This is a genomic window from Algoriphagus zhangzhouensis, from assembly GCF_900148515.1.
GTDB lineage: Bacteria > Bacteroidota > Bacteroidia > Cytophagales > Cyclobacteriaceae > Algoriphagus > Algoriphagus zhangzhouensis.
The window spans coordinates 1-26,326 of sequence record NZ_FRXN01000002.1 but is presented as its reverse complement, the minus strand read 5'-3'; the positions used below and the strand labels follow the sequence as shown (position 1 = coordinate 26,326).

Below are 26,326 nucleotides of genomic sequence, written 5' to 3'. Positions count from 1 at the left end.
CTAATTTCGGGTGATTTTTTAAATTCACCCAGAAAACAGCGTTAAAACTTACTAATGCGTCTCAAAAACATCAGTTTAAATTATGGTCTGAGAATCTTTAAAGCACTGGGAGAGGAGCCTCGGGTGAGGATTATCCACTTGCTGATGCTGAATAAAGAACTGACGATTTCTGACCTGGAACATATCCTTGATTTTACTCAGACAAAAACTAGTCGGCATTTGATTTATTTGAAAAATGCAGGTCTCCTAGGGAGCCGGAGAGTGGATCAGTGGATGTTTTATTACATTTTGGAGGAGTACCTGGAAATCTTTCAGGCAATTTTTAAGTTTATTCAAAAGGACCCAAATCTGATTCGGGATCAGGAAACATTTGAAGTCCTCAAGTCCAACCGAGAGTTGGCAATCAATAAAATCCAGAACAATCAATACAGGCGATAATTTCAATTGAAAAAGTACAAACATTTATTCTTCGATCTAGACCATACCTTGTGGGATTATGATCGGAATGTAAGCGAGTCCCTTTCCGAATTGTATGAAATTTATTCCTTGGTAGAAATGGGAATCCCTTCATTCGAAAAGTTTTTCGAGTCATTTCATGCTGTCAATTTCCAACTTTGGGATTGGTACAATGTAGGAAAAATCGATAAGGACAATCTTCGAAAAGAACGTTTTCCAAGAATTTTCTCTCATGCAGGTGGAGTAGCAGAAGCTATTCCAGCTGGTTTTGAAGAGGACTTTATGCATAGAACTTCATCAAAACCACATGTTTTTCCCTATTCCAAAGAGATTTTGGAATACCTAAGAGGTAAATATCGGATTCATGTCATTACCAATGGTTTTAATGAATCCCAGGCTAAAAAGATGAAGTCTTCTGGCTTGGATGGGTATTTTGAATTAGTGGTGACTTCTGAAACAACCGGTCATAAAAAGCCAGATCCAAGGATTTTCCACTATGCTTTGGAAACACTTCAGACTAGTAGTGACGATTGTCTGATGATTGGGGATAATCCAGATTCGGATATTTTGGGAGCACAACGGGCAGAAATTGATCAGGTCTTTTTCAATCCAGATGGAAAAGAAATTTCCCTCAAACCCACATATGAAATCAAGCACCTTAAAGAATTAGAGTCGCTTTTGTAAGGGAAATCACAGCTCATTCGCCTCGGATAACTTATCTTTGGCCATTCAGAAATTTATATAAACTCAGATAAAATGTTAAAAGGTTTCTTCAACGTACCTGCTCCAGTCAATGAGCCGGTTAAGTCCTATGCACCGGGAAGCCCGGAAAGAAAAGAATTGCAGGCGATGTTGGCAGAGCTTCGATCCAAAGAAGTAGATGTGCCAATGTATATCGGTAGCGAGGAAGTTCGTACTGGAAATAAGCATCCGATGTCTCCTCCTCATGATCATCAACACATTTTGGGATATTTCCACGAAGGTGATGCGTCTCACGTAGAGCAGGCAATCAATGCGGCTTTAGGAGCAAAAGAGGCTTGGGAAAACTTAGCTTGGGAGCAAAGAGCGGCTATTTTCATCAAAGCTGCTGAATTGATCGCAGGTCCTTACAGAGCGAAAATTAATGCTGCTACCATGTTGGGGCAGTCAAAAAATGCTTTCCAGGCTGAAATTGACTCTGCTTGTGAAATTATTGACTTCTTGAGTTTCAATGTGAAGTACATGACTGAGATTTATTCTCAGCAACCGCCAGTTTCTGGTGGAGGAGTATGGAACAGAGTGGAGCAACGTCCTTTGGAAGGTTTCGTGTTCGCTTTGACTCCATTCAACTTTACTGCTATTGCTGGAAATCTACCTGCATCTGCAGCTATGATGGGGAATACCATCGTTTGGAAGCCTGCCTATACTCAGATTTATTCTGCAAATATATTGATGGAAGTATTCAAAGAAGCGGGTGTTCCTGATGGAGTAATCAACTTGATCTATGTGGATGGTCCGGTTGCTGGAGAGGTGATCTTCAAACATCCTGATTTTGCTGGTATTCACTTTACAGGTTCTACAGGAGTATTCCAGCACATTTGGAAAACTATCGGAGAGAATATCAATAGCTATAAGTCCTATCCAAGAATTGTGGGTGAAACAGGTGGTAAAGACTTTGTCGTAGCACATAAGTCTGCTGACGCAAAAGCTGTAGCTACTGGTTTGGTTCGTGGAGCTTTCGAATTCCAGGGTCAGAAATGTTCTGCTGCATCTAGAGCTTACATTCCATCGAACCTTTGGGAAGATGTGAAAAAATACATGCTGGAAGATCTTGCTTCCATGAAAATGGGGGGGACAGAGGACTTTACCAATTTCGTCAATGCCGTAATTGATGAGAAAGCATTTGATAAAATCTCCGGCTACATTGCTAGAGCGAAAGAAGCTGAAGGAGTAGAAGTGATTGCTGGTGGTAACTTTGATAAATCCAAAGGATACTTCATCGAGCCGACTGTCCTAGTGGTTCAGGATCCAATGTATACTACCATGCAAGAGGAAATCTTCGGTCCTGTATTGACCATTTATGTTTACGATGCAGAAAACTTTGAGCAGACTTTAGAATTGGTCGATCAGACATCTCCATATGCCTTGACTGGTGCTATTTTCTCTCAGGATCGTTATGCGATTGAATTGGCGACAACCAAATTGAGAAATGCAGCTGGAAACTTCTATATCAATGACAAGCCAACTGGAGCAGTAGTAGGTCAGCAGCCATTTGGTGGAGCGAGAGCTTCGGGAACCAATGACAAAGCTGGATCTATGATCAACTTGTTGCGTTGGGTTTCTCCACGTACGATCAAGGAAACATTTGTCTCGCCAAAAGATTACAGATACCCATTCTTGGGAGAAGATAAAAAATAATCAATTTCAAATTGACAAATTCAATATTCAAAAGCCTCGGATTTTTCCGAGGCTTTTTAAATTCCCTCAGATTTCAACTGAAAAAGATACAGATTCTCACAGGTTTTTAAAATCAAATTTGATTTTCAGAAAAAAAAGCAAAAGGCTGGAACATCCAGCCTTTCTTGATTGCAATCGCTTGGTATTAATTGATCTGACCTCTTAATTCACCACCAGGGAAATTATCAGAGTGAACGTTAACATATGCATTTCCAGTTCGGAAAGCTTCTCTCAAAATTTCTAAATCTCCTCCTTCCATCTGTCCGGAAAGGGAGGAACCCATGATTTCTCCTTTTGCATAAACCCCTGAAACCGGTCCTTCAACTTTATCCATTCTCAAAGTGAAAACAACTCCTCCATTACTTCCAGCTTTGGCTAAGTGGATATGCGCAAATCGCACATCCTCAATATCATCCACATTGACTTGGAAAGAAGCTGATTCACCATCTTTTGAAAATTGGAATTTAGCCACTCCAGTTGCATCAGTTATTGCGGCTGGGACTTCATTTGCTCCACTCAGTTTGGTTCCGTAATTCCTGTTGTCACTCGTTTCAACCATGCTCACTTGACCTCTGATTTCTCCGGACGGATTTAAGCTTGTGTGAACATTTGTGTAGATTTCTCCAGCTTCCATTTTTTCTACCAAATCATCAATAGACATACCTGCTAATGGTCCTACTAGTTTGGATGCATCTATGGTGCCTTCAGCTATCAATCCATTGGATAGTCCATTTGGAGGGGCCATATATAGAAAAACAACTACAGGCCCATTGGTTCCAGAAGGGGCATAATGTAAATGAGCTCCTATGATGTCACTAGTGTTTGCAACTCGAAGCTCATAGCTCAACGTGTTTTCATCCACTTTCATGATTTTGATAGCTCCAGAACCTGAGGAGGAGACTGGGGGAACTTCCTCAGTGCCGATTAAGAATGCCCCGAATTCATGCATATTGCTTTTTCGGGCATTTGGATCAGACGAAGTTAAATCAGATGCGACTTCCTCTGAATTTTCATTCACCAAAGGTGATTCCTCTGGAAGAGATTGACAGGCAAAAGCAAAAAGGACTAAAAATGACAGTCCCATTAATTTTTGAAAAGGATTTTTCATGAGATGGTTATTTAGGTTAATAAAATGAATAAAAGTATATACGAAACTAGTCAATGTGTCGGATTGTTTTGATTAACAGCAGTTTAAATATTTTTTCACTTGGGTTCAGGTTATTTTTTGATAGTTAAATTTTATTTGGATTTTTTCTAAATAACTTGTTTTGAATAAGTCTAAATAAATATATTTGCCACCCGAAATCCTGATTAATTACAATATCTATCTAAATGAAAAGCTTAAATTTTTCAAAAGTTCTAGTTGGAGCAGCTGTGCTGTTCACCACAATGTCATGTTCTTCTGAGGATGAAAATCCAAACCTTAGGTCGGCAATGGAGTACTCTGCCGTGTCGACAAGCAAAGGCTATTCAGAGCAGTTTGTTGATGTGGAGGGGAATACAACCGTCAGCAAAGAAGAAGGAACTCTTGGATTGAAAATGTTCCAAGCCTTGAACTATTACATTACCAATTCAGTCAGTACAGGAACGCCTATTGATGCATCCATTGCGTCCTCCATTGCCTATAATACAGGAAATGGATTCCTTGATCTGACTGGATCCGGTTATGACCTTTCGGCTTTATCGGGTGCTGACTTTAGCATAATGGATAGAGTAGCATCTTCCCGTTCCAATTCTGAGATAGAGGCTGCCCAGGCGAATTTAGAATTGTTGTTTGCCAAATTGGAGGCAGCAAGTCAGTCCCTTGGGATGACTGCAGAAATCAATCAAGCAGGGAAATTAGGAAACTATCTATTGGATGAGCAGGGAATTGAATTGGCTCAAGTTCTTCAGAAGTCATTGATAGGCGCTTATCAATTGGATTATATCGGAAATGTCTTGTTGACAACGGGACTTTCTGCTGACAACAGCACTCTCGTTTCTTCAGAGAATTTTACTGCATTGGAGCATAATTGGGATGTGGCCTATGGAATGCTGACGAAAAAAGAGATTTATCTGGACGGCTATACCGAATCTCAAAAAGGTGAAGTAAGCGAGTTTGGTCTTGGAGCCTACCTTTGGGAATACAACAAATCCGGCTATCCCCTGATCTACCCTGCATTTTTAAGAGGGCGTGTTGCTATCGTCAACAATGATCTTACAGAAGTAGAAAAGCAAGCCAACATCATCAAAGCTGAAATGGAAAAGGCTTTGGCCAATGCGGCATTGGGATATTTGGGAAAATGGAGAACTGCCGATTCTGATGACAGAAGAGCCCATGCCATTGCCGAAGGGATCGGGTTTATTTATTCTCTTCGCTATGCCACTACTTTCAATGCAGATGCGACTTTCTCTGATTTGATCCTTTTGAATCTTGTCGGTAGTGCAAATGGCTTCTGGGATTTGGATGCTGCAAAAATCAGTGCCGCAGAAACTGCTATCAAAGCAAAATTCAATATTCAATAATCCAGGAATATCGGTTGAACCATACTTGTCAGATTCGTTAGATTCTACTTTATGAAAAATCAGATTTTAAAGCCTTTTCTGTTTATTCTGAGCCTTTCATTCCTATCCTTTGGATGTGTGGAAGATTCAGAAAAAGATGAACCCACTGATTCTAATTTGGATCGTGAGGTCTTGCTTGCCAATTGGGCTGATTCCTTTATTATTCCGGGGTATGAGAGATTTGATCAAAAATTTCAAGTACTGAAAACCGAAGCGGGGGACTTTCAGCAGGAACCTACGACCCAAAGTCTACAGGATTTAAGAGAAGCTTTGAAAGCAGCTTACATTTCCTGGCAAGAGGTTGAAATGTTTGAAGTTGGACCAGCAGAACAAGTTACCTTAAGAAACTTCTTTAATATTTACCCTGCGGATATAGAAGGGATCACTTCCAATATCAGTCAGGAAAGCTACAATTTGAATCTACCGGCCTCCTATTCCAGACAGGGTTTCCCTGCTCTGGATTACCTGATCAATGGAGTAGCCGCTGAGGAAGGGGATGTATTGGCGTTTTACTTGGATGAATCTGAAGGCCAACAAAGGTTGGATTACCTGATGACTCTGGTGGGTCGGATGAATGAGCTTCTTTCTCAGGTATTGGTTTCCTGGAAATCTGGTTACAGAGAACAGTTTATTTCCAAAACCGGACTTGATATAGGTTCTTCCACAGGAGGTATGGTGAATGCATTCACCCTATATTATGAAAGACATGTCCGAACCGGAAAAATTGGAATCCCTTCTGGTGCCACGATCGCAACGGGCGGAAATGTCAATCCTGATAAAATCGAATCCTTTTATTACCCAAGTATCAGTAGAGAATTGGCGATCACTGCCAATCGGGCAAGTATGGATTTCTTTTCCGGTAAATCTTCCACCGGGACCGGAGCATCATTCAAGTCTTATTTGAACGGAATAGAAGCAAAAGACCCGAGTACGGGAACTTTGCTGTCTTCGGATGTCTTGGCTCAATTTGAGTTGGTTCAAAACAAATTGAATGCGCTGAATCCAAATCTTAAGGATCAAATTAGCACAGATAATTCTGCGATGATCGAAGTTCATACTGAGATGCAAAAGTTGGTTAGAATGCTCAAAGTGGATATGAGTTCTGCCATGAGTATTACGATCACCTATACGGATAATGATGGTGACTAACCTGAAAGGTTCGATTTCCCATTATTTAGGTCAAACATCATCCGCAGCCCCTTTGGTGGTTTTTAGGATGATGTTTGGGGTTTTAATGGTTGCCAGTATTGCCCGCTTTTGGGCCAAGGGATGGATTGAGGAATTATACCTCAATCCATCTTATCATTTTACTTTTTATGGATTTGAGTGGGTCAAACCCCTGGGTTCATTTACCTATTTGCTTTTTGCCGCTGCCATCCTATTTGCTGTCCTGATGGCTGCAGGTCTTTGGTATAGGCTTGCCAGTGTCGGTTTTTTTCTGACTTTCACCTACATCGAATTATTGGATAAGTCTACTTATCTCAATCATTATTATTTTATCAGTCTCATCAGTTTTCTGATGATTTTCTTGCCGGCCAATTGCATGTATTCAGTGGATGCCAAAAGGAATCCCCATCTACAAGTGAATAGGATTCCCCAATGGACCACAGACAGCATCAAGCTCATGGTGCTGATTTTATATTTCTTTGCGGGCTTGGCCAAAATCAATTCTGATTGGCTTGTTGAAGCACTTCCCATGAAAATTTGGTTGCCCGCCAAAAATGACCTTCCCTGGATAGGGACCTTGCTGAATCAAACCTGGGTAGCCTATGCTTTTAGCTGGATAGGTTGTCTCTACGATTTGAGTATTGGATTTTTGCTTTGGAAAAAGAAAACAAGAGTTTGGGCTTATGCAATGGTCGTTCTGTTTCATTTGATGACTTCGGTTTTGTTCCCGATCGGCATGTTCCCTTATATCATGATTGGAACAGGATTGATTTTCTTTTCAGGTAGTTTTCATGAGAGGGTTTTGCAGAAAATCCAGCATTGGTTTGGAGGAAAAGGCAATCATTTTGTTGGAGTTTTTCAATATTCCAGCCTCCCTCGAAAAGTGATTCTTTCTCTTTTCTCACTGTTTTTTTTGGTTCAATTCCTTTTGCCATTTAGATACATGGCATATCCCGGAGAGCTCTTTTGGACTGAGGAGGGCTATCGGTTTTCCTGGCGAGTCATGCTGATGGAAAAAAATGGAGAAGCGACATTTTTGGTGAAAGATCAAGAAGGCAGCCTTGCCCAGGTGAATAACAAAGATTTTCTAACTCCCCTTCAGGAAAAAATGATGGCCACGCAGCCGGATATGATCTTGGAATATGCACATATTCTAAGAGATCACTTCGAAAGCTTGGGTTGGGTAAACCCAGAAGTCTATGCGGACACCTATGTTTCGCTGAATGGAAGAAGAGGTAAAAGATTGCTTAAACCAGATGTCAATTTGGCCCTTGAAAAAGAGTCATTGAGACACAAAGATTGGATTGAAAATTTAGATGATGAGATTAAAGGTCTTTAATACATTGGCTTTGCTGTTTGTCCCCATGGCTTTATTGGCGCAATTCAAAATTAGCGGGAAGGTGCTTTCTCAAGAATCACAAAAGCCTGTTCAGAATTGTATCGTCTATCTCAATGAGGGAGCTCAATTGGTAGATCTCAATTCCAGAGGAGAGTTTGTTTTTGAAAATTTGAAAAACGGCACATACACGCTTCATTTCACAAGCGAATCTTACAAGTATAAAAATCTGGAAGTTCAGCTGAATGGGAAAAACGAATCTGTTACGATCTATCTGGAAACTCAGGAGCAGGAGCTGGGTGAGGCGGTGATCACAGAATCCGGTGTGGATTTTGGATTGGCTAGGATGCGGGGAATCGAAAATATGGGGCTCTACGAGGGTAAAAAGTCCGAGGTTATTATTCCTGAAAATATGACTGCAAACCTGGCCACCAACAATGCCCGACAGGTTTATTCCAAAGTTGCCGGATTAAATATTTGGGAAAATGACGGTGCGGGAATCCAGCTGAGTATCGGGGGAAGAGGGCTGGATCCCAATAGAACCTCCAATTTCAATACCCGACAAAATGGATATGATATTTCCGCAGATGCTTTGGGCTATCCGGAGAGCTATTACACGCCTCCCATGGAAGCAATTGGAAAGATTCAAATTGTCAGAGGGGCAGCTTCTCTTCAATATGGAACCCAATTCGGAGGTCTCATCAATTTTGTGATGAAACAACCGGTGGAGGATAAAAAATTCGAATTTCTAACCCGCCAAACTGGAGGCTCCTTTGGCTTTTATAATGGTTTCTTTAGCGGATCGGGCACGGTGGACAAGTTGAGCTATTATGCCTTTTATCAATTTAAAAGAGGAGATGGGTGGCGACCGAATTCCGAATTTGAAAATCACAATGCCTATCTGAATTTGAACTATCAGATTTCGGAAAAGACCAAAATTGGAATCGATGTGACGAAAATGAATTACCTCGCCCAGCAACCTGGTGGCTTATCCGATGACATGTTTGATGAAAATCCAAGACAAAGCAACCGCGAAAGGAATTGGTTTTATGTAGACTGGAATTTGTGGGCACTTCATTTAGACCATCAGTTTGATGTCTCCAATTCTGTCAATTTGAGGTTTTTTGGACTGGATGCTAAAAGGTATTCGGTAGGTTTCCGTCCCAATAGGGTAGCGACCATTGATGATGGGAGCGAACGTGATCTGATCAAGGGGGAGTTTCAAAATTGGGGAGCTGAAGCCCGCTATTTACATCGCTACCAGATTGGAGGGATGCAGTCTATTGGATTGGTAGGAACTCGCTATTATCATGGATTCAACCACAGCAGGCAGGGCTTCGGCAGCACAGGAAGTGATGCGGATTTCGAATATATTGCAGGAGAAGAAAACATATTTTATGACTACCGTTTCCCGAATAGAAATGGGTCCGTATTTATTGAAAATATTCTCTATGTCAATGAGAAATTTTCCATTACGCCCGGACTGCGCTTTGAAAAAATCAAGACTACTGCAGACGGATATTATGGAAACGTGTACAGGGATCTTGCTGGAAATATCATTGAATTTGACAGACAAGAGGAATTCAGGGTCAGTTCCCGACAATTCGTTATCGGAGGCATAGGGTTTAGTTTCAAACCAAATACCAAATGGGAAGCTTATGCAAATGCTTCACAAAACTACCGCTCCATCACCTTCAGTGATATGAGGATTTCCAATCCTTCCTCCGTCATTGATCAAAATCTGGAAGATGAAAAAGGGTATTCCATCGATATGGGTATCAGGTCTGAGAAAGCAGGGAATTTTAATTATGATTTGAGTTTATTTCTGCTCAACTATAACAACCGAATCGGGGAGGTTCAATTTTATGATGAATCAAATCGTGTTCTTCGGAAAAGAACCAATATTGGACAGGCATTGATTCGGGGATTGGAGTTTTATGGAGAGTGGAAGTTTACTGATTTGATTTTGCCAAAAAGTGATTTTTGGAATATGTCCATTTTCTCCAATGTAGCCTTGATTGATTCGCAGTATAAAAAGAGCGAAGTGGTTGGTGTGAAAGGGAATAGAGTTGAATTTGTACCCACAATCAATTTCAAAGCAGGAGCCGCGGTGATGTATAAAAAATGGAGGTCTTCCTTGCAGTATGCCTATCTTTCAGAGCAATTTACCGATGCTACCAATGCCACTTCTGGAGGTGTCTCTGCGGTGGTCGGGGTGATCAGGCCATACGGAGTGCTGGACTTCAGTACCAGCTATTCCTGGTCAAAGTTTAAGCTGGAGGGGTCCATAAACAATTTGGCAAACGCTGCCTATTTTACCCGCCGTGCTACAGGATATCCTGGCCCCGGGATACTGCCTTCTGACGGTAGGGGATTTTATCTGACATTCCAGTACAAGTTGTAAATCCAATTAGCCTCGAATAATCTCGGGGCTATTTTAATTTTAAGCAAATACCAAAAGTAAAGAGGCCTCCTTGACCCATACGAAAAAACGACTGAGTTTCCCCAGCCGTTCCAATCTCAAATTTTCAATTTCAAATCTCAAATTATCTGACATTCCAATACAAGTTGTAAATTAAAATCGCCTCGAATGGTTTCGGGCATTTTAATTTTTAGCGAATACCAAATGTGAAAAGGCTTCCTTGATCCATACGAAAAAACGACTGAGTTTCCCCAGCCGTTCCAATCTCAAATTTTCAATTTCAAATCTCAAATCATTAAGTATACATCGCTCCATTGACATGAAGCACTTGACCAGAGATATAGGTACTCATGTCTGACCCCAAGAACACACATGCATCTGCGATTTCTTCAGGCTTTCCACCTCTTTTCATTGGAATAGCTTCTCTCCATCCTTGCACAGTTTTCTCATCCAAAACCTCAGTCATTTCAGTTTCGATGAAGCCCGGTGCGATGGCATTGCAACGGATGTTTCTGGATCCCAATTCCAAAGCAACGGATTTGGAGAAACCGATGATGCCTGCTTTAGAAGCTGCATAGTTTGCTTGTCCGGCATTACCTTTGGCACCGACTACTGAAGTCATATTGATTATAGATCCGGCTTTGGCTTTCATCATGGTACGAGTCGCTGCCTTTACGGTGTTGAAGCAAGACTTCAAATTTACATTCATGATTTCATCCCAAGACTCTTCAGTCATTCTCATCAACAAGTTGTCGCGGGTGATTCCTGCATTGTTGATCAAAATATCCAACCCACCAAAGTCCGCCACTACACTGTTTACCAAATCTTCAGCAGCTTTGAAATCAGATGCATCGGAGCGGTAGCCTTTGGCTTTCACGCCAAATTCAGCTAATTCAGATTCCAATGCTTGTCCTTTTTCAACAGAGGACAAATAAGTAAAAGCGACATTTGCTCCTTCCTGAGCATATTTGATAGCAATGGCTCTTCCGATTCCTTTAGAGGCTCCGGTGATCAATGCGGTTTTTCCTGAAAGTAAACCCATGAATTATTAAAATTTTGTTTTGCCAAAATTAGAAAAAAAGCCAGAAGAATCGTTTCCGTAGAAATTACATTTCAAAATGTCTGGATTTTCAATGGATAAATCTGGTCTTGCGTGAAATTATAGAATATTTTGCAAGTCAATTGATTTCTGTCCAAAATTCATTTGGTCAATTCTCGCTTGAGCTGATTAAAGCTAGGTTTTGAATGATTTGGAGGGCTTTTTCCAAATTTTTTTCTGAAGCCAAAAGGTCTATTTTTGCATAGTTTCAAATCGTTATAAAACCGAAATAATATATGTCTTCTACCAAATTTGACCTAATCGTAATGGGAAGCGGACCAGGTGGCTATGTAGCTGCTATCCGTGCATCTCAATTGGGCTTGAAAACTGCTATCGTTGAAGCAGCTGAATTGGGAGGTATCTGTCTTAACTGGGGCTGTATTCCTACCAAAGCTTTGTTGAAAAGTGCTCAGGTATTCGAATACATCAATCACTCTGCGGATTACGGAATCACTGTAAAAGATGCCAAAGCTGATTTTGATGGAATGGTCAAAAGAAGTCGAGGAGTTGCTGATGGCATGTCCAAAGGTGTTAACTTCTTGATGAAGAAAAACAAAATTGAGATCATCGCTGGTTGGGGTAAAGTTCAGCCTGGCAAAAAGGTAGAAGTAGCAGATAAAGACGGTAACAAAACTGTTTATTCCGCTGACAATATCATCATTGCAACAGGTGCGAGATCTAGAGAATTGCCTTCTATGAAAATGGATGGTAAGAAAATCATTGGATACCGTGAAGCAATGACTTTGGCTAAGCAGCCTAAGAAAATGGTGGTTGTAGGTTCTGGTGCTATCGGAGTAGAATTCGCATATTTCTATAACTCCATCGGAACTGAAGTAACTATCGTGGAATTCATGGATAGAATCGTTCCTGTAGAAGATGCAGAGGTTTCTAAGACTTTGGAAAAAATCTACAAGAAAGCAGGTATGACCATCATGACTTCTTCTGAAGTTACTGGGGTAGATACCAAAGGTACTGGTTGCAAAGTGACTGTGAAAACTGCTAAAGGTGAAGAAACTTTAGAATGTGATGTAGTTCTTTCTGCTGCAGGTGTTGTTTCTAATTTGGAAAACATCGGCTTGGAAGATGTTGGAATTTTGGTAGACAAAGGAAAAATCAAAGTAGACGAATACTACAAAACCAATATGCCAGGTTACTATGCAATTGGTGATGTAATTCCTGGTCCAGCATTGGCACACGTAGCTTCTGCTGAAGGAATTATTTGCGTTGAAAAAATCGCAGGTCATACTCCAGAGCCTTTGGATTATGGCAACATCCCAGGATGTACTTACTGTTCTCCAGAGATCGCTTCTGTGGGTATGACTGAGGCAAAAGCAAAAGAAGCTGGCTATGAGTTGAGAATCGGTAAGTTCCCATTCTCAGCATCAGGTAAAGCCTCTGCAGCTGGCGCAAAAGACGGTTTCGTGAAATTGGTATTCGATAAGAAATACGGAGAGCTTTTGGGTGCTCATATGATCGGTGCCAATGTAACTGAAATGATCGCTGAGATCGTTGCTGTTCGTAAATTGGAGACTACTGGTCATGAATTGATCAAAACTGTTCATCCTCACCCAACCATGTCAGAAGCGGTGATGGAAGCTGCGGCTGCTGCATATGATGAGGTGATCCACTTGTAATAGACCTTCATTAGATACAATTTGAAAGCCCGTTTTAAAAAGCGGGCTTTTTTCGTGATTTTTCTGAACTTAGAAGAGCTCAAACCAAGTTTAACCAATTCAACAGAATGGAACTCCAACTTTCAACCCCAGCCTTGCTTTTTTCTGCCATCACCTTATTGATGTTGGCATTCACCAATCGCTTTTTGGCAATCGCCAGTTTGATTCGGGGTTTGCATACCAAATTCAATGAAAACCCGGATGAGGAAATGATTGTCGAGCAGATCCATAATCTCCGTAAGCGACTTTCATTGATCAAAAACATGCAGCTTTTCGGAGTATTTAGCTTCTTATTATGTGTTGTTTGTATGTATTTGTTGTTTCACGGATTTACATCCGCTGCCAATTGGGTCTTTGTGGGAAGTATGGCTTCTTTGCTGATTGCTTTGGGTTTGTCTTTGATAGAAATTCAGATTTCTACCAAAGCCTTGAATCTGGAATTGGCTGATATGGAGGAGATTTTCGAAAAAAGATCGGGAAGTCTGGATTTCCTTTTCAAAAAAGAGAATAAAAAGAATGAATAAAATATATGGAGGGATTCTTTCCCTTTTACTAGTCTTTGGCTGCCAAAGCAAATCTGGAGAAAGTGCTTCAGTTTCAGCCGAGGGAAATCATTATATCCGATTAATCAATCTGGATGAAACTAGACAATTTTATACCTGGACTTCAGATCGAATCCCGATGGTTTCTGCTCATCGTGGAGGGCCCTATCCTGGTTTCCCAGAAAATGCTATTGAGACCTTTGAAAATGTGCTGAAATACACTCCGGCTATTATCGAGTTGGATGTGGCTATGACCAAAGATTCTGTTTTGGTCTTGATGCATGATGATGAATTGGACCGAACGACAACCGGGACAGGCAAAGTTGAGAATGTGACCTATGAATATATTCAAGGGCTTTTCTTGGAAGATAATGATGGGAAAAAGACAAGCTTCAAAGTTCCGACTTTGGAAGAAGCTTTGAACTGGAGTAAGGGGAAAGCTCTTTTGACAGTAGATATCAAAAAGTCAGTTCCTTTTGAAATGGTTGTTGATGCAGTTCGGGAAACTGAATCGGAGTCTTATGCAGCTTTGATTTCTTACACATTTCCTGCGGCAAAAAAACTTCATTATTTGGCTCCTGAGCTGATGCTATCTGTGACTATCCGAAATGAAGAAGAGATTCGAAGATTTGAAGAAACTGGAATTCCCTGGACTAGAGTGATAGCTTTTACCGGAATTGCTGAGAGAAAGCCAGAGTTTAATAAAGCCATCCATGAAAAAGGAGCTTTTACAATTCTTGGAGTCTTGGGTAACTTGGATAAAATGGCCGAGCGAAGGGGAGATGAAATTTATGCTTCATTTGTTCAGAAAGGAGCTGATATCCTAGCCACCGATAGACCTATAGAAGCTGCAAAAGTTTTAAAAAGTTTAAGTCCATCTAATAGTTCAAAATCACCCTATTTTACCCATGTTGATTGATTTAAGAAGTGATACTGTGACCCGGCCAACTCCGGGGATGAAAGAGGCAATGTTTTCAGCTCCGATTGGAGATGACGTATTTGGCGAAGATCCGACCGTCAATGCTTTGGAGGAGAAAATTGCTAAGATGTTCGGTATGGATGCTGCTATTTATTGCCCTTCCGGAACTATGACCAATCAGATTGCAATTCGTCTTCATACCGGTATTCAGACGGAAGTGGTCTGTCATGAACATTCTCATATTTATCTCTATGAAGGAGGGGGGATTATGGCCAATTCACTGGCTTCGGTGAAGCTTTTGCCTGGAAAATTGGGGAAAATCACTGCGGCTCAAGTAGCTGATGTAATTAATCCTGATGATGTACATGCACCTGAGACTACCTTGGTTTCTCTGGAAAATACAATGAACAAAGGTGGAGGTAGCATTTATACCTTGGATGAGATCAAACCGATTCAAGCTCTTTGTCAAGAAAATGGAATCAATTTCCATTTGGATGGGGCGAGACTTTTCAATGCGCTAGTTGAGACTGGAGAAAGTCCTGCGGATTGGGGAGCTGAGTTTGATACAATTTCTATTTGTTTGAGCAAAGGCTTAGGCTGTCCAGTTGGATCAGTTCTTTTAGGATCTAAAACTGCTATCAAAAAAGCCAGAAAGGTCAGGAAGGTATTTGGCGGAGGTATGCGACAAGCTGGATTTTTGGCGGCAGCAGGAATCTATGCCTTGAATCATCACGTAGATCGATTGAAAGAAGATCATACCAGAGCTAGAACTTTGGGAACCATTCTATCGAAACTACCGGTAGTTTCAGAAATCTTCCCTGTTACGACAAATATTGTCATAGCCCGATTGGATGGATTGAGTCCGGAAGTATTTATGGGTAAATTGGCAGACCAAAATATCAAATCAGTCAAATTTGGGAAGGATTTGGTTCGCTTTGTCACTCATTTAGATTTCACAGATGAGCATTTGATTGAGTTTGAAAAGAGAATCAAGGGTATCTTCTAAGAGGCAAATCTCAATTAATTTCCATTGAATAAGAGTATTCATAGATGAACTCAACTCCACTGGCAGAACGAATGCGTCCCACTCGATTAGAAGATCTTATTGGGCAGGATCATTTGTCCTCACCTAACTCATTTCTTTTTAAAGCTATCAAATCTGGAAATGTCCCTTCCTTGATATTGTGGGGACCTCCAGGAGTGGGTAAAACTACTATTGCCAATATTATTGCCAACGAAATTAAGGCTCCTTTTTATACCCTGAGTGCAATCAGCTCTGGGGTGAAGGATATCCGTGAGGTAATTGAAAAAGCCCGATTCCAGCAGGGAGTGGTTCTTTTTATTGATGAAATCCATCGCTTCAATAAATCTCAGCAGGATGCTTTGCTAGGAGCTGTAGAGAAAGGTATTATCCGATTGATCGGTGCTACAACTGAAAATCCATCTTTTGAAGTTAATGCTGCATTGCTTTCAAGATGTCAGGTTTTTACGCTGAATTCATTGGGTAAACCGGAATTGGAAGCTATGATTCAGCAAGCTTTGGAAAAGGACGTGGATTTGAAGAAAATTCAGGTTGAACTGAAAGAAAGCGATGCCTTGCTGAGAATTTCAGGTGGGGACGGGAGAAAGCTTTTGAATTTGCTGGAGATCGTAATTGATGGGATCAATGAAAATCCCTGTGTGATTACCGATGAAAAGGTCATGCAAATTGCACAGCAAAAAGTGGCTCTTTATGATAAATCTGGTGAACAGCATTACGATATCATTTCTGCTTTCATCAAATCCATTCGTGGATCCGATCCAAATGCCGCAGTTTATTGGCTGGCAAGAATGATCGAAGGAGGAGAGGACGTGAAGTTTATAGCTAGAAGGTTGGTGATTTTAGCTTCTGAGGATATCGGAAATGCCAACCCAAATGCATTATTGTTGGCTACTAACTGTTTTGAGGCAGTTAAGATGATCGGCTATCCAGAATCGAGAATTATTCTTTCACAATGTGTGACCTATTTGGCGAGCTCTCCGAAAAGTAATGCAGCTTATATGGCGATTGGGAAAGCTCAAGCTTTGGTTCGAGAGACTGGAGATTTATCTGTTCCTCTTCACCTGAGAAATGCTCCAACGAAATTGATGAAGGATTTGAATTATGGAAAAGCTTACAAATACTCTCATGATTTCCCCGGGAATTTTGTGAATCAGGAATTTCTACCGGATGAGATCCAAGGACTTAAACTTTATGATCCTGGAGATAATGCCCGTGAAAACGAGCTGAGAAGGTATTTGAAATCCAAATGGGTGGATAAATATGGTTATTGAGATCAATCCATGAACTAATAATTTCTGCTAAAAATTAGCTACTAATTTTTTTATTCGGGACATTTATGATTTTTTAAGGGAAAAATTGTTCTTGTCCCTACAATAATGTTCGAAATTGCTTCCATTCGTTCAATACTGGACATTTGAACAAATTCTATCCAATTACGATCTACTATTACAGAAACAAACCCTAAATTTTTACCATGAGAAAAATTGCAGCTTTTGGCTTGCTTGCTGGAGTTTTATGTACTCCGGTGCTTGCCCAAAACAAAATTGAGTTCAAGGAATTTACCTTGGACAATGGATTGCATGTGATCATGCATCAGGATAATTCAACGCCGATTGTCAATACTTCAGTTCTATATCATGTCGGATCAAAGAATGAACAGCCTGATAGAACAGGTTTCGCACACTTCTTTGAGCATTTGATGTTTGAGGGAACCGACAACATTGATCGAGGCCAATACATGAATATTATCCAAGGAAGAGGTGGAACATTAAACGCGTTTACCTCTAATGATATTACTTTCTATTATGAGACTTTGCCTTCTAATGAACTGGAATTGGCTCTTTATATGGAAAGTGAGCGTATGCTACATTCCAAAGTTGATTTGACAGGTGTAGAAACTCAGCGTGAGGTGGTAAAAGAAGAATATCGCCAGAGTTATGAAAATAGACCTTATGGTACCATCCTTCCTGAAACTTTAAAAAGGGCATATTCGGCACATCCATACCGTTGGGCTCCAATTGGTTCATTAGATGATTTGAATGCTGCTCAGATTGAAGAGTTTCAGCAGTTTTACAAAGATTTTTATGTGCCTAATAATGCAACGTTGACCATTGCTGGGGACATTGATTATGGCCAGACTGAAAAATGGGTGAAAGAGTATTTCTCTGAGATTCCGAAAGGAACCAAAGAAATCTACAGACCGAATATTGTTGAGCCTAAGAAGACTGAGGAAATCAGAGATGTGATTTATGATAATATTCAGATCCCTGCGGTAATTCAAGCTTATAATTTACCAAAGCAAACTAGCCCGGATTCTTATGCGATGAATATGCTTTCAACCTATTTGACAGGTGGGAATTCTTCTTTGATGACAAAAGAGTTGGTGGATAAGCAGCAAAAAGCATTAGCAGTGGCTGCTATTCCTTTGGAATTGGAAGATGGTGGATTATTCATCATGTATGGAATCACCAATATGGGGGTGGCTCCTGAAGATTTGGAAAGTGAAATCGATAAGTTGATTAAGCAGGTTCAAGAGGAAGGGATTTCTGATCAGGATTTTGCGAAGCTTCAGAATATCATGGAAAACAACATCGTAAGTAGCAACTCATCGATGTCTGGGATTGGTCAGAATTTGGCGGAAGCTCATGTGATTTATGGTGATACCGATTACATCAACAAAACCATGGAGAACTATAGCAAAGTAACCCAAGCTGATATCAAGCGTGTTGCAAATGAGTATTTGAACCTGACTGGGAGAGTGGTGCTTTATTACCTTCCTAAGCCTAAAGACGGTGCTCAATAATTGTTTCAACTTCAAAATAGCAAATCAATGAAAAGATATATTTTAACCTATTTCATGGCCTTTTTTGTGGCCTCCCTTGCTTTTTCACAAGTTGATAGAAGCAAATTCCCAGAGCCAGGTCCAGCGCCAGAGATCAAGATTTCTGATGCCGAAACTTTCACCTTGGATAATGGTCTGAAAGTCTTTTTGGTGAAAAATGACAAACTCCCAAGAGTTGCATTTACGCTGATTTTGGACAGGGATCCTTTGTTTGAAGGAGATAAAGCCGGTCTTACCGGATTTGTAGGACAGATGATGACTTCAGGAACAACTTCTCGTACCAAAGATCAATTGGATGAAGAAATTGATTTTATAGGAGCTAGTTTGGGAGCAAGTTCTACTTCTATTTCTGCATCTGCATTGAAAAAACATCAAACCAAGATTTTGGATTTGATGACGGACGTGCTGTACAATCCAGTTTTCCCTGAGGAAGAATTGGAGAAGTTGAGAAAGCAAACTTTAACTGGTTTGGCTCAAAGTAAGGACAATCCGAATGCGATTTCGGGAAGAATGGCCGCTGCTATGGTTTATGGTAAGGACCATCCATATGGAGAAGTAGAAACTGAGGCAACTGTGAAGAATGTGACAGTTCAGGATGTAAAGGATTATTACAATACTTTCTTCAAGCCAAATATTGCATACTTGGCGATTGTAGGTGATATGGATAAAAAAGAAGCCGAGAAAGTGGTAAAAGAATATTTCTCAGCTTGGAAGCCGGGAGATGTGCCAAAGTTTGAATATGAACTTCCTGTTCGTCCCGCAAAAAACGAGGTAGGTCTTTCTGATCGTAGTACCGCGGCAGTTCAGACTGTAATCGATATCGTTCAGCCAGTAGAATTATCTATTGGGGATGGAGAATATATTTCTAGCCGTCTTTTGAATCAGATATTTGGTGGAGGATCTTCTTCGAGATTGTTCATGAATTTGAGAGAAGACAAAGGTTATACATATGGAGCATACTCCTCAATCGGAGCTGATCGATTGGTAGGCGAGATTTCGGCCAATGCAGCAGTTAGAACTGAGGTGACTGACTCAGCAGTTGTGGAATTTATTCACGAGTTCAATAAAATCGTAGATGGAGGAGTAACTCAAGAAGAATTGGATAAAGCAAAAGCCTATTTGACAGGTTCATTTGGGAGATCTTTAGAAAGTCCTACTACCATCGCGAATTTCGCTTTGAACATTGAACGATATGATTTGCCTGCTGATTACTACAAGACTTATCTGCAAAAGCTAAATGGAACTACCGTAGCTGAGGTAAATGCAACAGCGAAAAAGCTGATTGACCCTAATAAACTCTACATCACCGCAGTTGGTAATGCCGATGAAATCAAAGATAAATTGGCTCAGTTTGGTGAAGTGACCATGTATGATAACATGGGCTTTCAAGCGAAGGAATTGACAGCTGATGCCGATGCAACTGCAGAGACCGTTTTGGCAAAATACCTTGATGCGATCGGTGGAAAAGAAAATGCAAGAGCAGTGAAGACTGCATCTATGTCAATTGATGCGGACGTAATGGGGACACCACTTTCAATTGAGATGGTTTATGACTTCAATGGTGGGAAATATGCCCAAAAGACTTTGGTTTCAGGCAATGTGATGCAGACTTCTTCAATTTTGGAAGAAAGCGGATCTGTGAGTGCTCAAGGACAATCTATGGACTTGACTCCTGATCAATTTAATGAGGCAAAAGTAAATTCTTATCTCTTCCCGGAAGCATGGCTAGAAGATCTAGGATTTAAAGCCACTTTGGAAGGATTGAAAGATGTGGATGGAACACCTGGTTATAAAGTGGTGATGGAGTCTCCTGCTGGAGCAAAATTGATCAATTATTACGATGCCGAGACTGGTCTGAAAATCAAAAATGAAAATCCTTTAACAGGTGACACATTTTATAAAGATTATCAGGAAAAAGGGGGAGTTATGCTTCCAATGACTTGGACAATCAAATCATCTATGATTCCGGTTCCACTGGAAGGGAAGGTTTCCAATGTTGAAATCAATCCTGCTTTGACAGAGGATGATTTTAAATAATTAGAAAAAGACAATCGTGAAAAGCGGAGGGTTTACTCTCCGCTTTTTTTATGCTCTCCAAGTTTTTTGAAGTTCGGTTTCTTGAATAACTACTAGTTTATAGCTTGGGTAAAATCGCTCTTTTTGGACAGGGAATGAAAGCTTGAGTTCAAGTCCATTAATTCTTTTGATGGAGAGATTGATTTTTGATCCTGATACCCCATGTTCGAGAACTTGATCGCCTACCATTAATTGGTAATAAGCAGGGCTTTCTGAATGGATTTTCTTGATCTTTTTTTCGGATTCAACGACTCCGAGTAAGTTGGTCAGTTCAGAATCATTTTCTTTTTCGGTTAATTCAAATCCGAGTTCAGAAACCATGGTTTTCAATAAATCAATGATGGAATGATTTCCAGAAATGTATTTCGAGAAAAAGCTTTTAGAGTCCCAGTTTTTGGATACTCTTTCTACTAGTTTCCAGAAGGAATATTGTCGATATCCTTTTTGAGGCAACCCAAATTTCAACCAAGCAATTTTCATAATTTCAGAAAGGGAAGAACCATGGTTGAGTAATGAAATATCCAAAGCCAAAGCAATCAAGCATCCATTTGCATAGATGTTCTGTTTTCTATCTGGAATTCCCTCTTGATATCCATCCAGCCAGAGATCAAATGAAGATTCAAGGATAGATGAGTTTTTCCATCCAAAATTCATACTGACTCGATTGATGATTTTCTCTATTTCTAGTAGATATTCTTCCAGCGTGAAATACTCGGACTTTAATAGATAAAGGTCACCCATATAAGTGGTGATTCCTTCTAGAATCCAACCTGCGTCTGTGTAGTTTTCTTTGGAAAAGTCATAGGGGTTGATTTCAATGGGACGGATTCTGCAGACATTCCAGCTATGGTATAGCTCGTGAGAACTCACGCCGATTAGGTCCGCTAAGGCCTCTTTGTCTGAAAGTTTTTCGGCAGGACCATAGGTAATGACTGTTCCTTTCCGATGCTCAACACCATGATAATGTTTATAAGGAAGAAGCTGAAAAATGAAATGGTATTCTTTCTCAGGGAATTCTCCAAAATCCCGGATTTGTGTTTCAGTAAACTTTTGAAAAACCTTTAAGAAGTCACCTTTAGAAAATGCCACCTCTCCATGAATCCAAATATGGAAGTCAGTTTCATTAACACCGTATTTCCAATTGGTAAGTTTTTTTGCAGCCAATAATGTGGAATCCGCTAGCGATTGGAAGTCATTTGCTAAATAGCCTGAGTCTGATTTTTCGAGAGTACAAATAGTTTTAGGGTAGTTTTTGTCTATAAAAAGAACTTGATAAGGCAAATTGAGAGCCCCTTTTACTTCAAAACAGCAATTGACAAAGTTGATATAGACCTGTTGATCATCTACCCAACAGGAGCCCGCATCCATTTTTGCAGCATAATATTTATACTTGACTTTGTACGTTCCTGGTGTGGAGGCAGCGAATTCCCAACAATCCTTACTTGTTTTCAATGAATTAATGGTTTCACCTTGAGGGTTTTGGATGGTGAGATTTCGGAGATTTTGAGCGTAATTTGCCAATTGATAGCGTCCTGCTCTCCAAGCAGGAAGTTGGAGTGAAATTTTTGTTGAATAGGAAATTGGAATGGAAAGCTCGATTTCTAGGAACTGAGAGCATGGATTTGGGGTGGAAATGTGGAATTCGAACATTATTTAATCAATTGACTTTCAACAAATGTAAAGCTGTAGTTTGTATTTCAGAAAAGGCTGCATATCTTTGCAGTCCTTTTTGGAGGGTAAGCCTTTAGAGCAGATTCCAAAATAGTATATAAAGAAAGAAATCAGTTAAAGATATAAGTCATGAAAAGAACATTTCAGCCTTCTCGCAGAAAAAGAAAAAACAAGCACGGCTTTAGAGAAAGAATGTCAACTGCCAATGGTAGAAGAGTATTGAAAGCCAGAAGAGCAAAAGGGAGAAAAAAATTGTCCGTTTCCTCTGAAAAGACCTTGAAGAAGTAATTCTTCGAGGTAGTTTTCGTAAGTTGCAGTAAGCATCCTGTCCTTGCGATGAATTACAGACTTCAAAAGAGAGAGCGGCTTCATGCCCAAAAATCTATCAAGGAACTTTTTAGCGAAGGTTCCTCTTTTTTTTTATATCCCTTTAAGGTTTTGTATCTGAAAAAGGGCGGGGAGGAAACTGAATCCACCCAAGTACTGTTTTCAGTTTCAAAGAAAAAGATCAAAAGCGCCGTAAAAAGGAATTTTGTAAAGCGTAGGATGCGTGAAGCCTATAGGCTTAACAAACATTCACTTCAAAATCCCGTAGGTCCTCTGTACATTGGACTGGTTTATGTTGCTTCTGAACCTATGGACTATGCTTCGATTTCATCCAAAGTAAGCCAAGTCCTTTCTAAATTGAACTCTCAAATTTCCGAACCTATAGATAGTCATGAATAAAAAAATGAAGAATCGTCTTCTCGTTTTTGTAGGAGCCACTTTGCTAGTGACTGGTTTTTTTGCCTTTAAAGAAAAGAATGATAAGCTATTCGCTTTGGCGAAGAATATTGACATTTTTGCCACATTAGTTAGGGAGTTGGACTCCTATTATGTGGATGACGTCGATCCGGATGAATTGGTGACTATTGGTATCAATGCAATGCTGGAGGAGCTTGATCCTTATACCGAGTATATTCCAGAAGAAGAGTCTGCTGATTTTAGAATGTTGACCACTGGTGAATACGCTGGGATTGGAGCATTAATTGGTGGTAGAGGTGAAGGAAACATCATCATCATGCCATATACTGGTTTTCCTGCGCAGAACTCAGGATTGAAAATCGCCGACCAATTGCTTTTGGTAGATACTGTTGATGTGACTAAGAAAAGCACTTCAGATGTTTCTGATTTGTTGAAAGGGCCAGCGAATACTCCTGTTTATCTGAAAGTGAAAAGAGATCAAGATACCTTGGAGTTTAACCTGATGCGTAAAAAGATCTTCTTGAAGAATGTTCCTTATTATGGAAAGCTGGATGATAAGACTGGATACATCAAATTAAGTGATTTTACCACCAATGCATCTAATGAAGTTAGGAACGCTTTGGTTGATTTGAAAAGTCAAGGGATCGAGAAATTGGTTTTTGACTTGAGAGATAATCCAGGTGGATTGGTCAATGAAGCAATTGAGATTGTCAACCTATTTATTCCAAAGGGAAAAGAGGTGGTGAAGACAATTGGGAAGTTGGAGAATGTGAATTTCACCTATAAAACAACCAAGACTCCAGTTGACAAGGATATTCCAATGGTAGTATTGATTAACGAAAGAAGTGCTTCTGCCTCTGAAATTGTTGCCGGTTCTTTACAAGATTATGATAGGGCGGTCTTGATTGGTAGAAAATCTTTTGGAAAAGGATTGGTGCAAACTACAATTCCTTTGACCTACAATGCCCAGATGAAAGTCACCACTGCGAAATATTACATTCCAAGTGGGAGATGTATACAGGCAATCGATTATGCTCAAAGCAGGGAAAATGGAGAAATTGTCTCAGTTCCGGATTCTTTGAGAAAAGAATTTAAAACTTCCAATGGGAGAATAGTGCTCGATGGGGCTGGGATAGAACCAGATGAGGAGGTTGAGTCCAAAAGATATGCTCCGATTACTTATAGTTTGGTGGCGAGAAATCATGTCTTTGATTTTGCGACAGAATATTTTTATAGGCATCCATCCATTTCAGACCCAAGATCATTTAAGATTTCAAATCAAGACTATGATGAATTTGTGGCTTGGCTTGACGGGAAAGAGTATGATTATACTACCTATCTGGAAAAGTCAATGGATGAGTTGAAGGAGAATGCTGAAAAGGCACCTTATTATGATGAAATCAAAGATCAGATTGAGGCATTAGAAAAAAGAGTTCATCATAGCAAAGAACAAGACTTGGTGACATATGCCGACGAGGTGAGAAAAGTGATTTCGGAAGAGATCGTCTCACGTTATTATTTCCAAGAAGGCATGGTGGAAGCTAGTCTTAATGATGATTCAGATGTCAAAGCTGCGGTAGAGGTCTTGAATGCTCCTTCTAAAGTCACACAAATATTAACTGCATCCTCAAAATAAATGACCCCGATTTTATCGATAGAGACTGCAACTGATATTTGCTCGGTTGCTATTCATGAGTCAGGTCAGCTTTTGTCCATTCGTGAGGTGAATGAACGAGGTGCCCATTCTCAAAAGATTATGGGCTTGATTGAGGAAGTTATTATTGAATCTAGTGTTTCGATCAGGGATTTAAAAGCTGTCGCTGTTTCAGAAGGGCCTGGTTCTTATACTGGGCTTCGAATTGGGGTTTCTACAGCTAAAGGGATTTGCTTTGCTAATGACATTCCGCTTATTGCTATAAATACGTTAGAAGCTTTGGCTTTTCAGCAGGTCAATGATTCGCCTATTATTATTTCCTTGATGGATGCAAGGAGAATGGAAGTTTATAGTCAGGTCTTTGGAATAGATGGGCAAGTAGTCCGTGAGCTTAAATCAGAGATTCTAACTGAGGACCTTTATTCGGAATTTTTAGAAAAAGGGAAAGTGTCATTTGTGGGAGATGGGGTAGAAAAATCAAAATCTATTATCTCTCATCCAAATGCTATATTCTTGGAGAGCCAAGTTTCATCAAAATCTGTTGGAGAAATTGCTTGGAAGAAATACGAAAAAGGTGAGTTCGTGGACTTAGCTTATTTTGTTCCAAACTATTTAAAGGAGTTTAAAGCTCTTCATTCGAAAAAGAATCCATTGTTGTCATGACAGAGATCGTCAATAGGGTAGCAAATAGTTCAATAGCAACAATCAACCTAGAGGAAGGATATCCAAAGGAGGATAGAATCATTTTTGATTTGAAACCTTTTTTGTTCCAGGAGCTCATATTGAAAGAGAAGGATTTTCGGGCTGCTTTAAAAGAGCTGTTTTGGGATGAATATTCTAATAAATGGGTTGCAATAACTTGTACCGCAGATGCCATTATTCCTAATTGGGCATTTATGTTGGTGGCTACTTATCTGGAAAATGTAGCAAAAGGTTACGTGATTGGAGATTTGAAAGACTTAGAGAATTTTATTTCTGAAGATTTTATTTCAAAAATCGACTTTGAAGTATTTGAAAACCGCCCAGTAGTTATCAAAGGTTGTAGTGATTTTCCTATTCCGATGTATGCTTATGGAAGATTGATTTCTTTAGTTCAAAAGCATGCAAAGTCGATTATGTATGGCGAACCTTGTAGTACAGTTCCTTTGTACAAAAAGCCAAAAGGCTAATTTGATATTTTTTTTATTCGTTTTCAGTGAGTTACAAAAAACTTCCAAAATTTTTCTACTGGGGTATTGTGGAGTCGGATAATTCTCGGATATTTGCACTCCCAATCGACGCGAACGGCGGCGAAAAAGATTGAAAAGGCGGAGTGAGCTGATGAGCGGTCTTGGGGGGCTTTGAGTGAATCGGTAAAGATCCAGAAACGGCGAAAAAAATAATTTCAAAAAGTTTTTGTGATTGAAAAAACTTCTACTACCTTTGCAAACCCAATCGGAAAGAGATCGGGAAACAAAAACAGAAAAACACGAAAAGCAGGCTGTGAAGGCGGTTTTTTGACAGAATCCAGGAACGACTGGAATCAAGTTCTTTGAAGTGATGTAAGGCGAAAAAAAATAATAACCTGAGAGTGAAGACAGGGATGCTTGCTTATATACTTTATGAGTAAGCGTGTACAAATAGACAATTTACAATGGAGAGTTTGATCCTGGCTCAGGATGAACGCTAGCGGCAGGCCTAATACATGCAAGTCGAACGAGATT

Annotated in this window: 22 protein-coding genes and 1 rRNA gene; 20 read left to right on the top strand and 3 right to left on the bottom strand. The window is 40.1% G+C overall.

All coding sequences use genetic code 11. The features are described 5' to 3' along the window. Positions 1-54 precede the first annotated feature (54 nt). The 3 genes from BUF13_RS06040 to pruA all read left to right on the top strand — a co-directional run bounded on the left by BUF13_RS06040 (position 55) and on the right by pruA (position 2,853). Entirely contained in the window at positions 55-438 is a 384-nt protein-coding gene (locus BUF13_RS06040) for an ArsR/SmtB family transcription factor (RefSeq protein WP_073570897.1), read from the top strand. A 6-nt stretch (positions 439-444) separates the two neighbouring features. Continuing rightward, the gene (locus BUF13_RS06035; RefSeq protein WP_073570896.1) at positions 445-1,140 is read left to right on the top strand and encodes a YjjG family noncanonical pyrimidine nucleotidase; all 696 of its coding nucleotides are present in this window, start codon (positions 445-447) and stop codon (positions 1,138-1,140) included. A 72-nt stretch (positions 1,141-1,212) separates the two neighbouring features. Then, entirely contained in the window at positions 1,213-2,853 is a 1,641-nt protein-coding gene (gene pruA, locus BUF13_RS06030) for an L-glutamate gamma-semialdehyde dehydrogenase (RefSeq protein WP_073570895.1), read from the top strand. A gap of 184 nt (positions 2,854-3,037) precedes the next feature. Here the strand turns inward: pruA and BUF13_RS20595 are convergent, their stop codons facing one another. Next, positions 3,038-4,000, bottom strand: a complete 963-nt coding sequence (locus tag BUF13_RS20595; RefSeq protein WP_134204410.1) for a CHRD domain-containing protein — start codon at positions 3,998-4,000, stop codon at positions 3,038-3,040. Between the two features lie 326 nt (positions 4,001-4,326). Between BUF13_RS20595 and BUF13_RS06015 the strand changes: the two genes are divergently transcribed. Genes BUF13_RS06015 through BUF13_RS06000 form a run of 4 tightly spaced genes read left to right on the top strand, consistent with a single transcriptional unit; the run spans position 4,327 to position 10,343 of the window. Next, positions 4,327-5,397, top strand: coding sequence for a DUF4856 domain-containing protein (locus BUF13_RS06015; RefSeq protein WP_211483460.1), 1,071 nt, complete (start codon positions 4,327-4,329; stop codon positions 5,395-5,397). A gap of 51 nt (positions 5,398-5,448) precedes the next feature. Then, the gene (locus tag BUF13_RS06010) at positions 5,449-6,585 is read left to right on the top strand and encodes an imelysin family protein (protein WP_073570893.1); all 1,137 of its coding nucleotides are present in this window, start codon (positions 5,449-5,451) and stop codon (positions 6,583-6,585) included. Next, positions 6,572-7,942: an HTTM domain-containing protein gene (locus BUF13_RS06005; protein ID WP_243839727.1), complete on the top strand. Its 1,371-nt coding sequence runs from the start codon at positions 6,572-6,574 to the stop codon at positions 7,940-7,942. The genes BUF13_RS06010 and BUF13_RS06005 overlap by 14 nt, the downstream gene beginning before the upstream one ends. Then, positions 7,920-10,343: a TonB-dependent receptor domain-containing protein gene (locus BUF13_RS06000; protein WP_073570892.1), complete on the top strand. Its 2,424-nt coding sequence runs from the start codon at positions 7,920-7,922 to the stop codon at positions 10,341-10,343. Before BUF13_RS06005 ends, BUF13_RS06000 begins: the two co-directional genes overlap by 23 nt. Positions 10,344-10,656: 313 nt before the next feature. Here BUF13_RS06000 and fabG read toward each other — a convergent pair whose 3' ends face one another. Beyond that, positions 10,657-11,403: a 3-oxoacyl-[acyl-carrier-protein] reductase gene (gene fabG, locus BUF13_RS05995; protein ID WP_073570891.1), complete on the bottom strand. Its 747-nt coding sequence runs from the start codon at positions 11,401-11,403 to the stop codon at positions 10,657-10,659. Between the two features lie 293 nt (positions 11,404-11,696). Between fabG and lpdA the strand changes: the two genes are divergently transcribed. The 7 genes from lpdA to BUF13_RS05960 all read left to right on the top strand — a co-directional run bounded on the left by lpdA (position 11,697) and on the right by BUF13_RS05960 (position 20,515). After that, positions 11,697-13,094 carry a dihydrolipoyl dehydrogenase gene (gene lpdA, locus BUF13_RS05990; RefSeq protein ID WP_073570890.1) on the top strand — a complete coding sequence of 466 codons (1,398 nt, stop codon included), beginning with the start codon at positions 11,697-11,699 and terminating at the stop codon, positions 13,092-13,094. 107 nt (positions 13,095-13,201) lie between these two features. Continuing rightward, entirely contained in the window at positions 13,202-13,657 is a 456-nt protein-coding gene (locus BUF13_RS05985; protein WP_073570889.1) for a DUF2721 domain-containing protein, read from the top strand. Then, positions 13,650-14,594 carry a glycerophosphodiester phosphodiesterase family protein gene (locus tag BUF13_RS05980; RefSeq protein WP_073570888.1) on the top strand — a complete coding sequence of 315 codons (945 nt, stop codon included), beginning with the start codon at positions 13,650-13,652 and terminating at the stop codon, positions 14,592-14,594. Before BUF13_RS05985 ends, BUF13_RS05980 begins: the two co-directional genes overlap by 8 nt. Beyond that, a complete protein-coding gene (locus BUF13_RS05975; RefSeq protein WP_073570887.1) occupies positions 14,584-15,600 on the top strand; it encodes a threonine aldolase family protein in 1,017 nt (338 codons plus the stop codon). The genes BUF13_RS05980 and BUF13_RS05975 overlap by 11 nt, the downstream gene beginning before the upstream one ends. A 44-nt stretch (positions 15,601-15,644) precedes the next feature. Beyond that, positions 15,645-16,907 carry a replication-associated recombination protein A gene (locus tag BUF13_RS05970; protein ID WP_073570886.1) on the top strand — a complete coding sequence of 421 codons (1,263 nt, stop codon included), beginning with the start codon at positions 15,645-15,647 and terminating at the stop codon, positions 16,905-16,907. A gap of 203 nt (positions 16,908-17,110) precedes the next feature. Continuing rightward, on the top strand, positions 17,111-18,439 hold the full coding sequence (locus tag BUF13_RS05965; RefSeq protein ID WP_073570885.1) for a M16 family metallopeptidase: 1,329 nt from the start codon (positions 17,111-17,113) through the stop codon (positions 18,437-18,439). Between the two features lie 27 nt (positions 18,440-18,466). Then, the gene (locus BUF13_RS05960) at positions 18,467-20,515 is read left to right on the top strand and encodes a M16 family metallopeptidase (protein WP_073571686.1); all 2,049 of its coding nucleotides are present in this window, start codon (positions 18,467-18,469) and stop codon (positions 20,513-20,515) included. 48 nt (positions 20,516-20,563) lie between these two features. Here BUF13_RS05960 and BUF13_RS05955 read toward each other — a convergent pair whose 3' ends face one another. Further along, positions 20,564-22,204 (bottom strand): M61 family metallopeptidase, encoded by a 1,641-nt coding sequence (locus BUF13_RS05955; RefSeq protein ID WP_073570884.1) that lies wholly within the window; start codon positions 22,202-22,204, stop codon positions 20,564-20,566. 150 nt (positions 22,205-22,354) lie between these two features. On the opposite strand from BUF13_RS05955, the gene rpmH reads away from it, so the two are divergent. From rpmH to BUF13_RS05925, 6 genes are all read left to right on the top strand, one after another. After that, the gene (rpmH, locus tag BUF13_RS05950; protein ID WP_073570883.1) at positions 22,355-22,513 is read left to right on the top strand and encodes a 50S ribosomal protein L34; all 159 of its coding nucleotides are present in this window, start codon (positions 22,355-22,357) and stop codon (positions 22,511-22,513) included. A gap of 48 nt (positions 22,514-22,561) precedes the next feature. Continuing rightward, positions 22,562-22,951, top strand: coding sequence for a ribonuclease P protein component (rnpA, locus tag BUF13_RS05945; RefSeq protein WP_073570882.1), 390 nt, complete (start codon positions 22,562-22,564; stop codon positions 22,949-22,951). After that, the gene (locus BUF13_RS05940; RefSeq protein WP_073570881.1) at positions 22,944-24,605 is read left to right on the top strand and encodes a S41 family peptidase; all 1,662 of its coding nucleotides are present in this window, start codon (positions 22,944-22,946) and stop codon (positions 24,603-24,605) included. The genes rnpA and BUF13_RS05940 overlap by 8 nt, the downstream gene beginning before the upstream one ends. Continuing rightward, a complete protein-coding gene (gene tsaB / locus BUF13_RS05935; protein WP_073570880.1) occupies positions 24,606-25,286 on the top strand; it encodes a tRNA (adenosine(37)-N6)-threonylcarbamoyltransferase complex dimerization subunit type 1 TsaB in 681 nt (226 codons plus the stop codon). Continuing rightward, on the top strand, positions 25,283-25,792 hold the full coding sequence (locus BUF13_RS05930; protein ID WP_073570879.1) for a DUF2480 family protein: 510 nt from the start codon (positions 25,283-25,285) through the stop codon (positions 25,790-25,792). Before tsaB ends, BUF13_RS05930 begins: the two co-directional genes overlap by 4 nt. 461 nt (positions 25,793-26,253) lie before the next feature. Continuing rightward, a 16S ribosomal RNA gene (locus tag BUF13_RS05925) occupies positions 26,254-26,326 on the top strand; the annotation flags it as partial.

Excerpts from the sequence above, each read along its gene's own strand:
- BUF13_RS06010 (WP_073570893.1), top strand. The coding sequence starts at position 5,449 with ATGAAAAATCAGATTTTAAAGCCTTTTCTGTTTATTCTGAGCCTTTCA.
- rnpA (WP_073570882.1), top strand. The coding sequence starts at position 22,562 with ATGAATTACAGACTTCAAAAGAGAGAGCGGCTTCATGCCCAAAAATCT.
- BUF13_RS05970 (WP_073570886.1), top strand. The coding sequence starts at position 15,645 with ATGAACTCAACTCCACTGGCAGAACGAATGCGTCCCACTCGATTAGAA.
- BUF13_RS05980 (WP_073570888.1), top strand. The coding sequence starts at position 13,650 with ATGAATAAAATATATGGAGGGATTCTTTCCCTTTTACTAGTCTTTGGC.
- BUF13_RS05985 (WP_073570889.1), top strand. The coding sequence starts at position 13,202 with ATGGAACTCCAACTTTCAACCCCAGCCTTGCTTTTTTCTGCCATCACC.
- BUF13_RS20595 (WP_134204410.1), bottom strand. The coding sequence starts at position 4,000 with ATGAAAAATCCTTTTCAAAAATTAATGGGACTGTCATTTTTAGTCCTT.
- BUF13_RS06040 (WP_073570897.1), top strand. The coding sequence starts at position 55 with ATGCGTCTCAAAAACATCAGTTTAAATTATGGTCTGAGAATCTTTAAA.
- tsaB (WP_073570880.1), top strand. The coding sequence starts at position 24,606 with ATGACCCCGATTTTATCGATAGAGACTGCAACTGATATTTGCTCGGTT.
- lpdA (WP_073570890.1), top strand. The coding sequence starts at position 11,697 with ATGTCTTCTACCAAATTTGACCTAATCGTAATGGGAAGCGGACCAGGT.
- pruA (WP_073570895.1), top strand. The coding sequence starts at position 1,213 with ATGTTAAAAGGTTTCTTCAACGTACCTGCTCCAGTCAATGAGCCGGTT.
- BUF13_RS06005 (WP_243839727.1), top strand. The coding sequence starts at position 6,572 with ATGATGGTGACTAACCTGAAAGGTTCGATTTCCCATTATTTAGGTCAA.
- BUF13_RS05930 (WP_073570879.1), top strand. The coding sequence starts at position 25,283 with ATGACAGAGATCGTCAATAGGGTAGCAAATAGTTCAATAGCAACAATC.
- BUF13_RS05960 (WP_073571686.1), top strand. The coding sequence starts at position 18,467 with ATGAAAAGATATATTTTAACCTATTTCATGGCCTTTTTTGTGGCCTCC.
- BUF13_RS06000 (WP_073570892.1), top strand. The coding sequence starts at position 7,920 with ATGATGAGATTAAAGGTCTTTAATACATTGGCTTTGCTGTTTGTCCCC.
- BUF13_RS05975 (WP_073570887.1), top strand. The coding sequence starts at position 14,584 with ATGTTGATTGATTTAAGAAGTGATACTGTGACCCGGCCAACTCCGGGG.
- rpmH (WP_073570883.1), top strand. The coding sequence starts at position 22,355 with ATGAAAAGAACATTTCAGCCTTCTCGCAGAAAAAGAAAAAACAAGCAC.
- BUF13_RS05955 (WP_073570884.1), bottom strand. The coding sequence starts at position 22,204 with ATGTTCGAATTCCACATTTCCACCCCAAATCCATGCTCTCAGTTCCTA.
- BUF13_RS05965 (WP_073570885.1), top strand. The coding sequence starts at position 17,111 with ATGAGAAAAATTGCAGCTTTTGGCTTGCTTGCTGGAGTTTTATGTACT.
- BUF13_RS05940 (WP_073570881.1), top strand. The coding sequence starts at position 22,944 with ATGAATAAAAAAATGAAGAATCGTCTTCTCGTTTTTGTAGGAGCCACT.
- BUF13_RS06015 (WP_211483460.1), top strand. The coding sequence starts at position 4,327 with ATGGAGTACTCTGCCGTGTCGACAAGCAAAGGCTATTCAGAGCAGTTT.
- fabG (WP_073570891.1), bottom strand. The coding sequence starts at position 11,403 with ATGGGTTTACTTTCAGGAAAAACCGCATTGATCACCGGAGCCTCTAAA.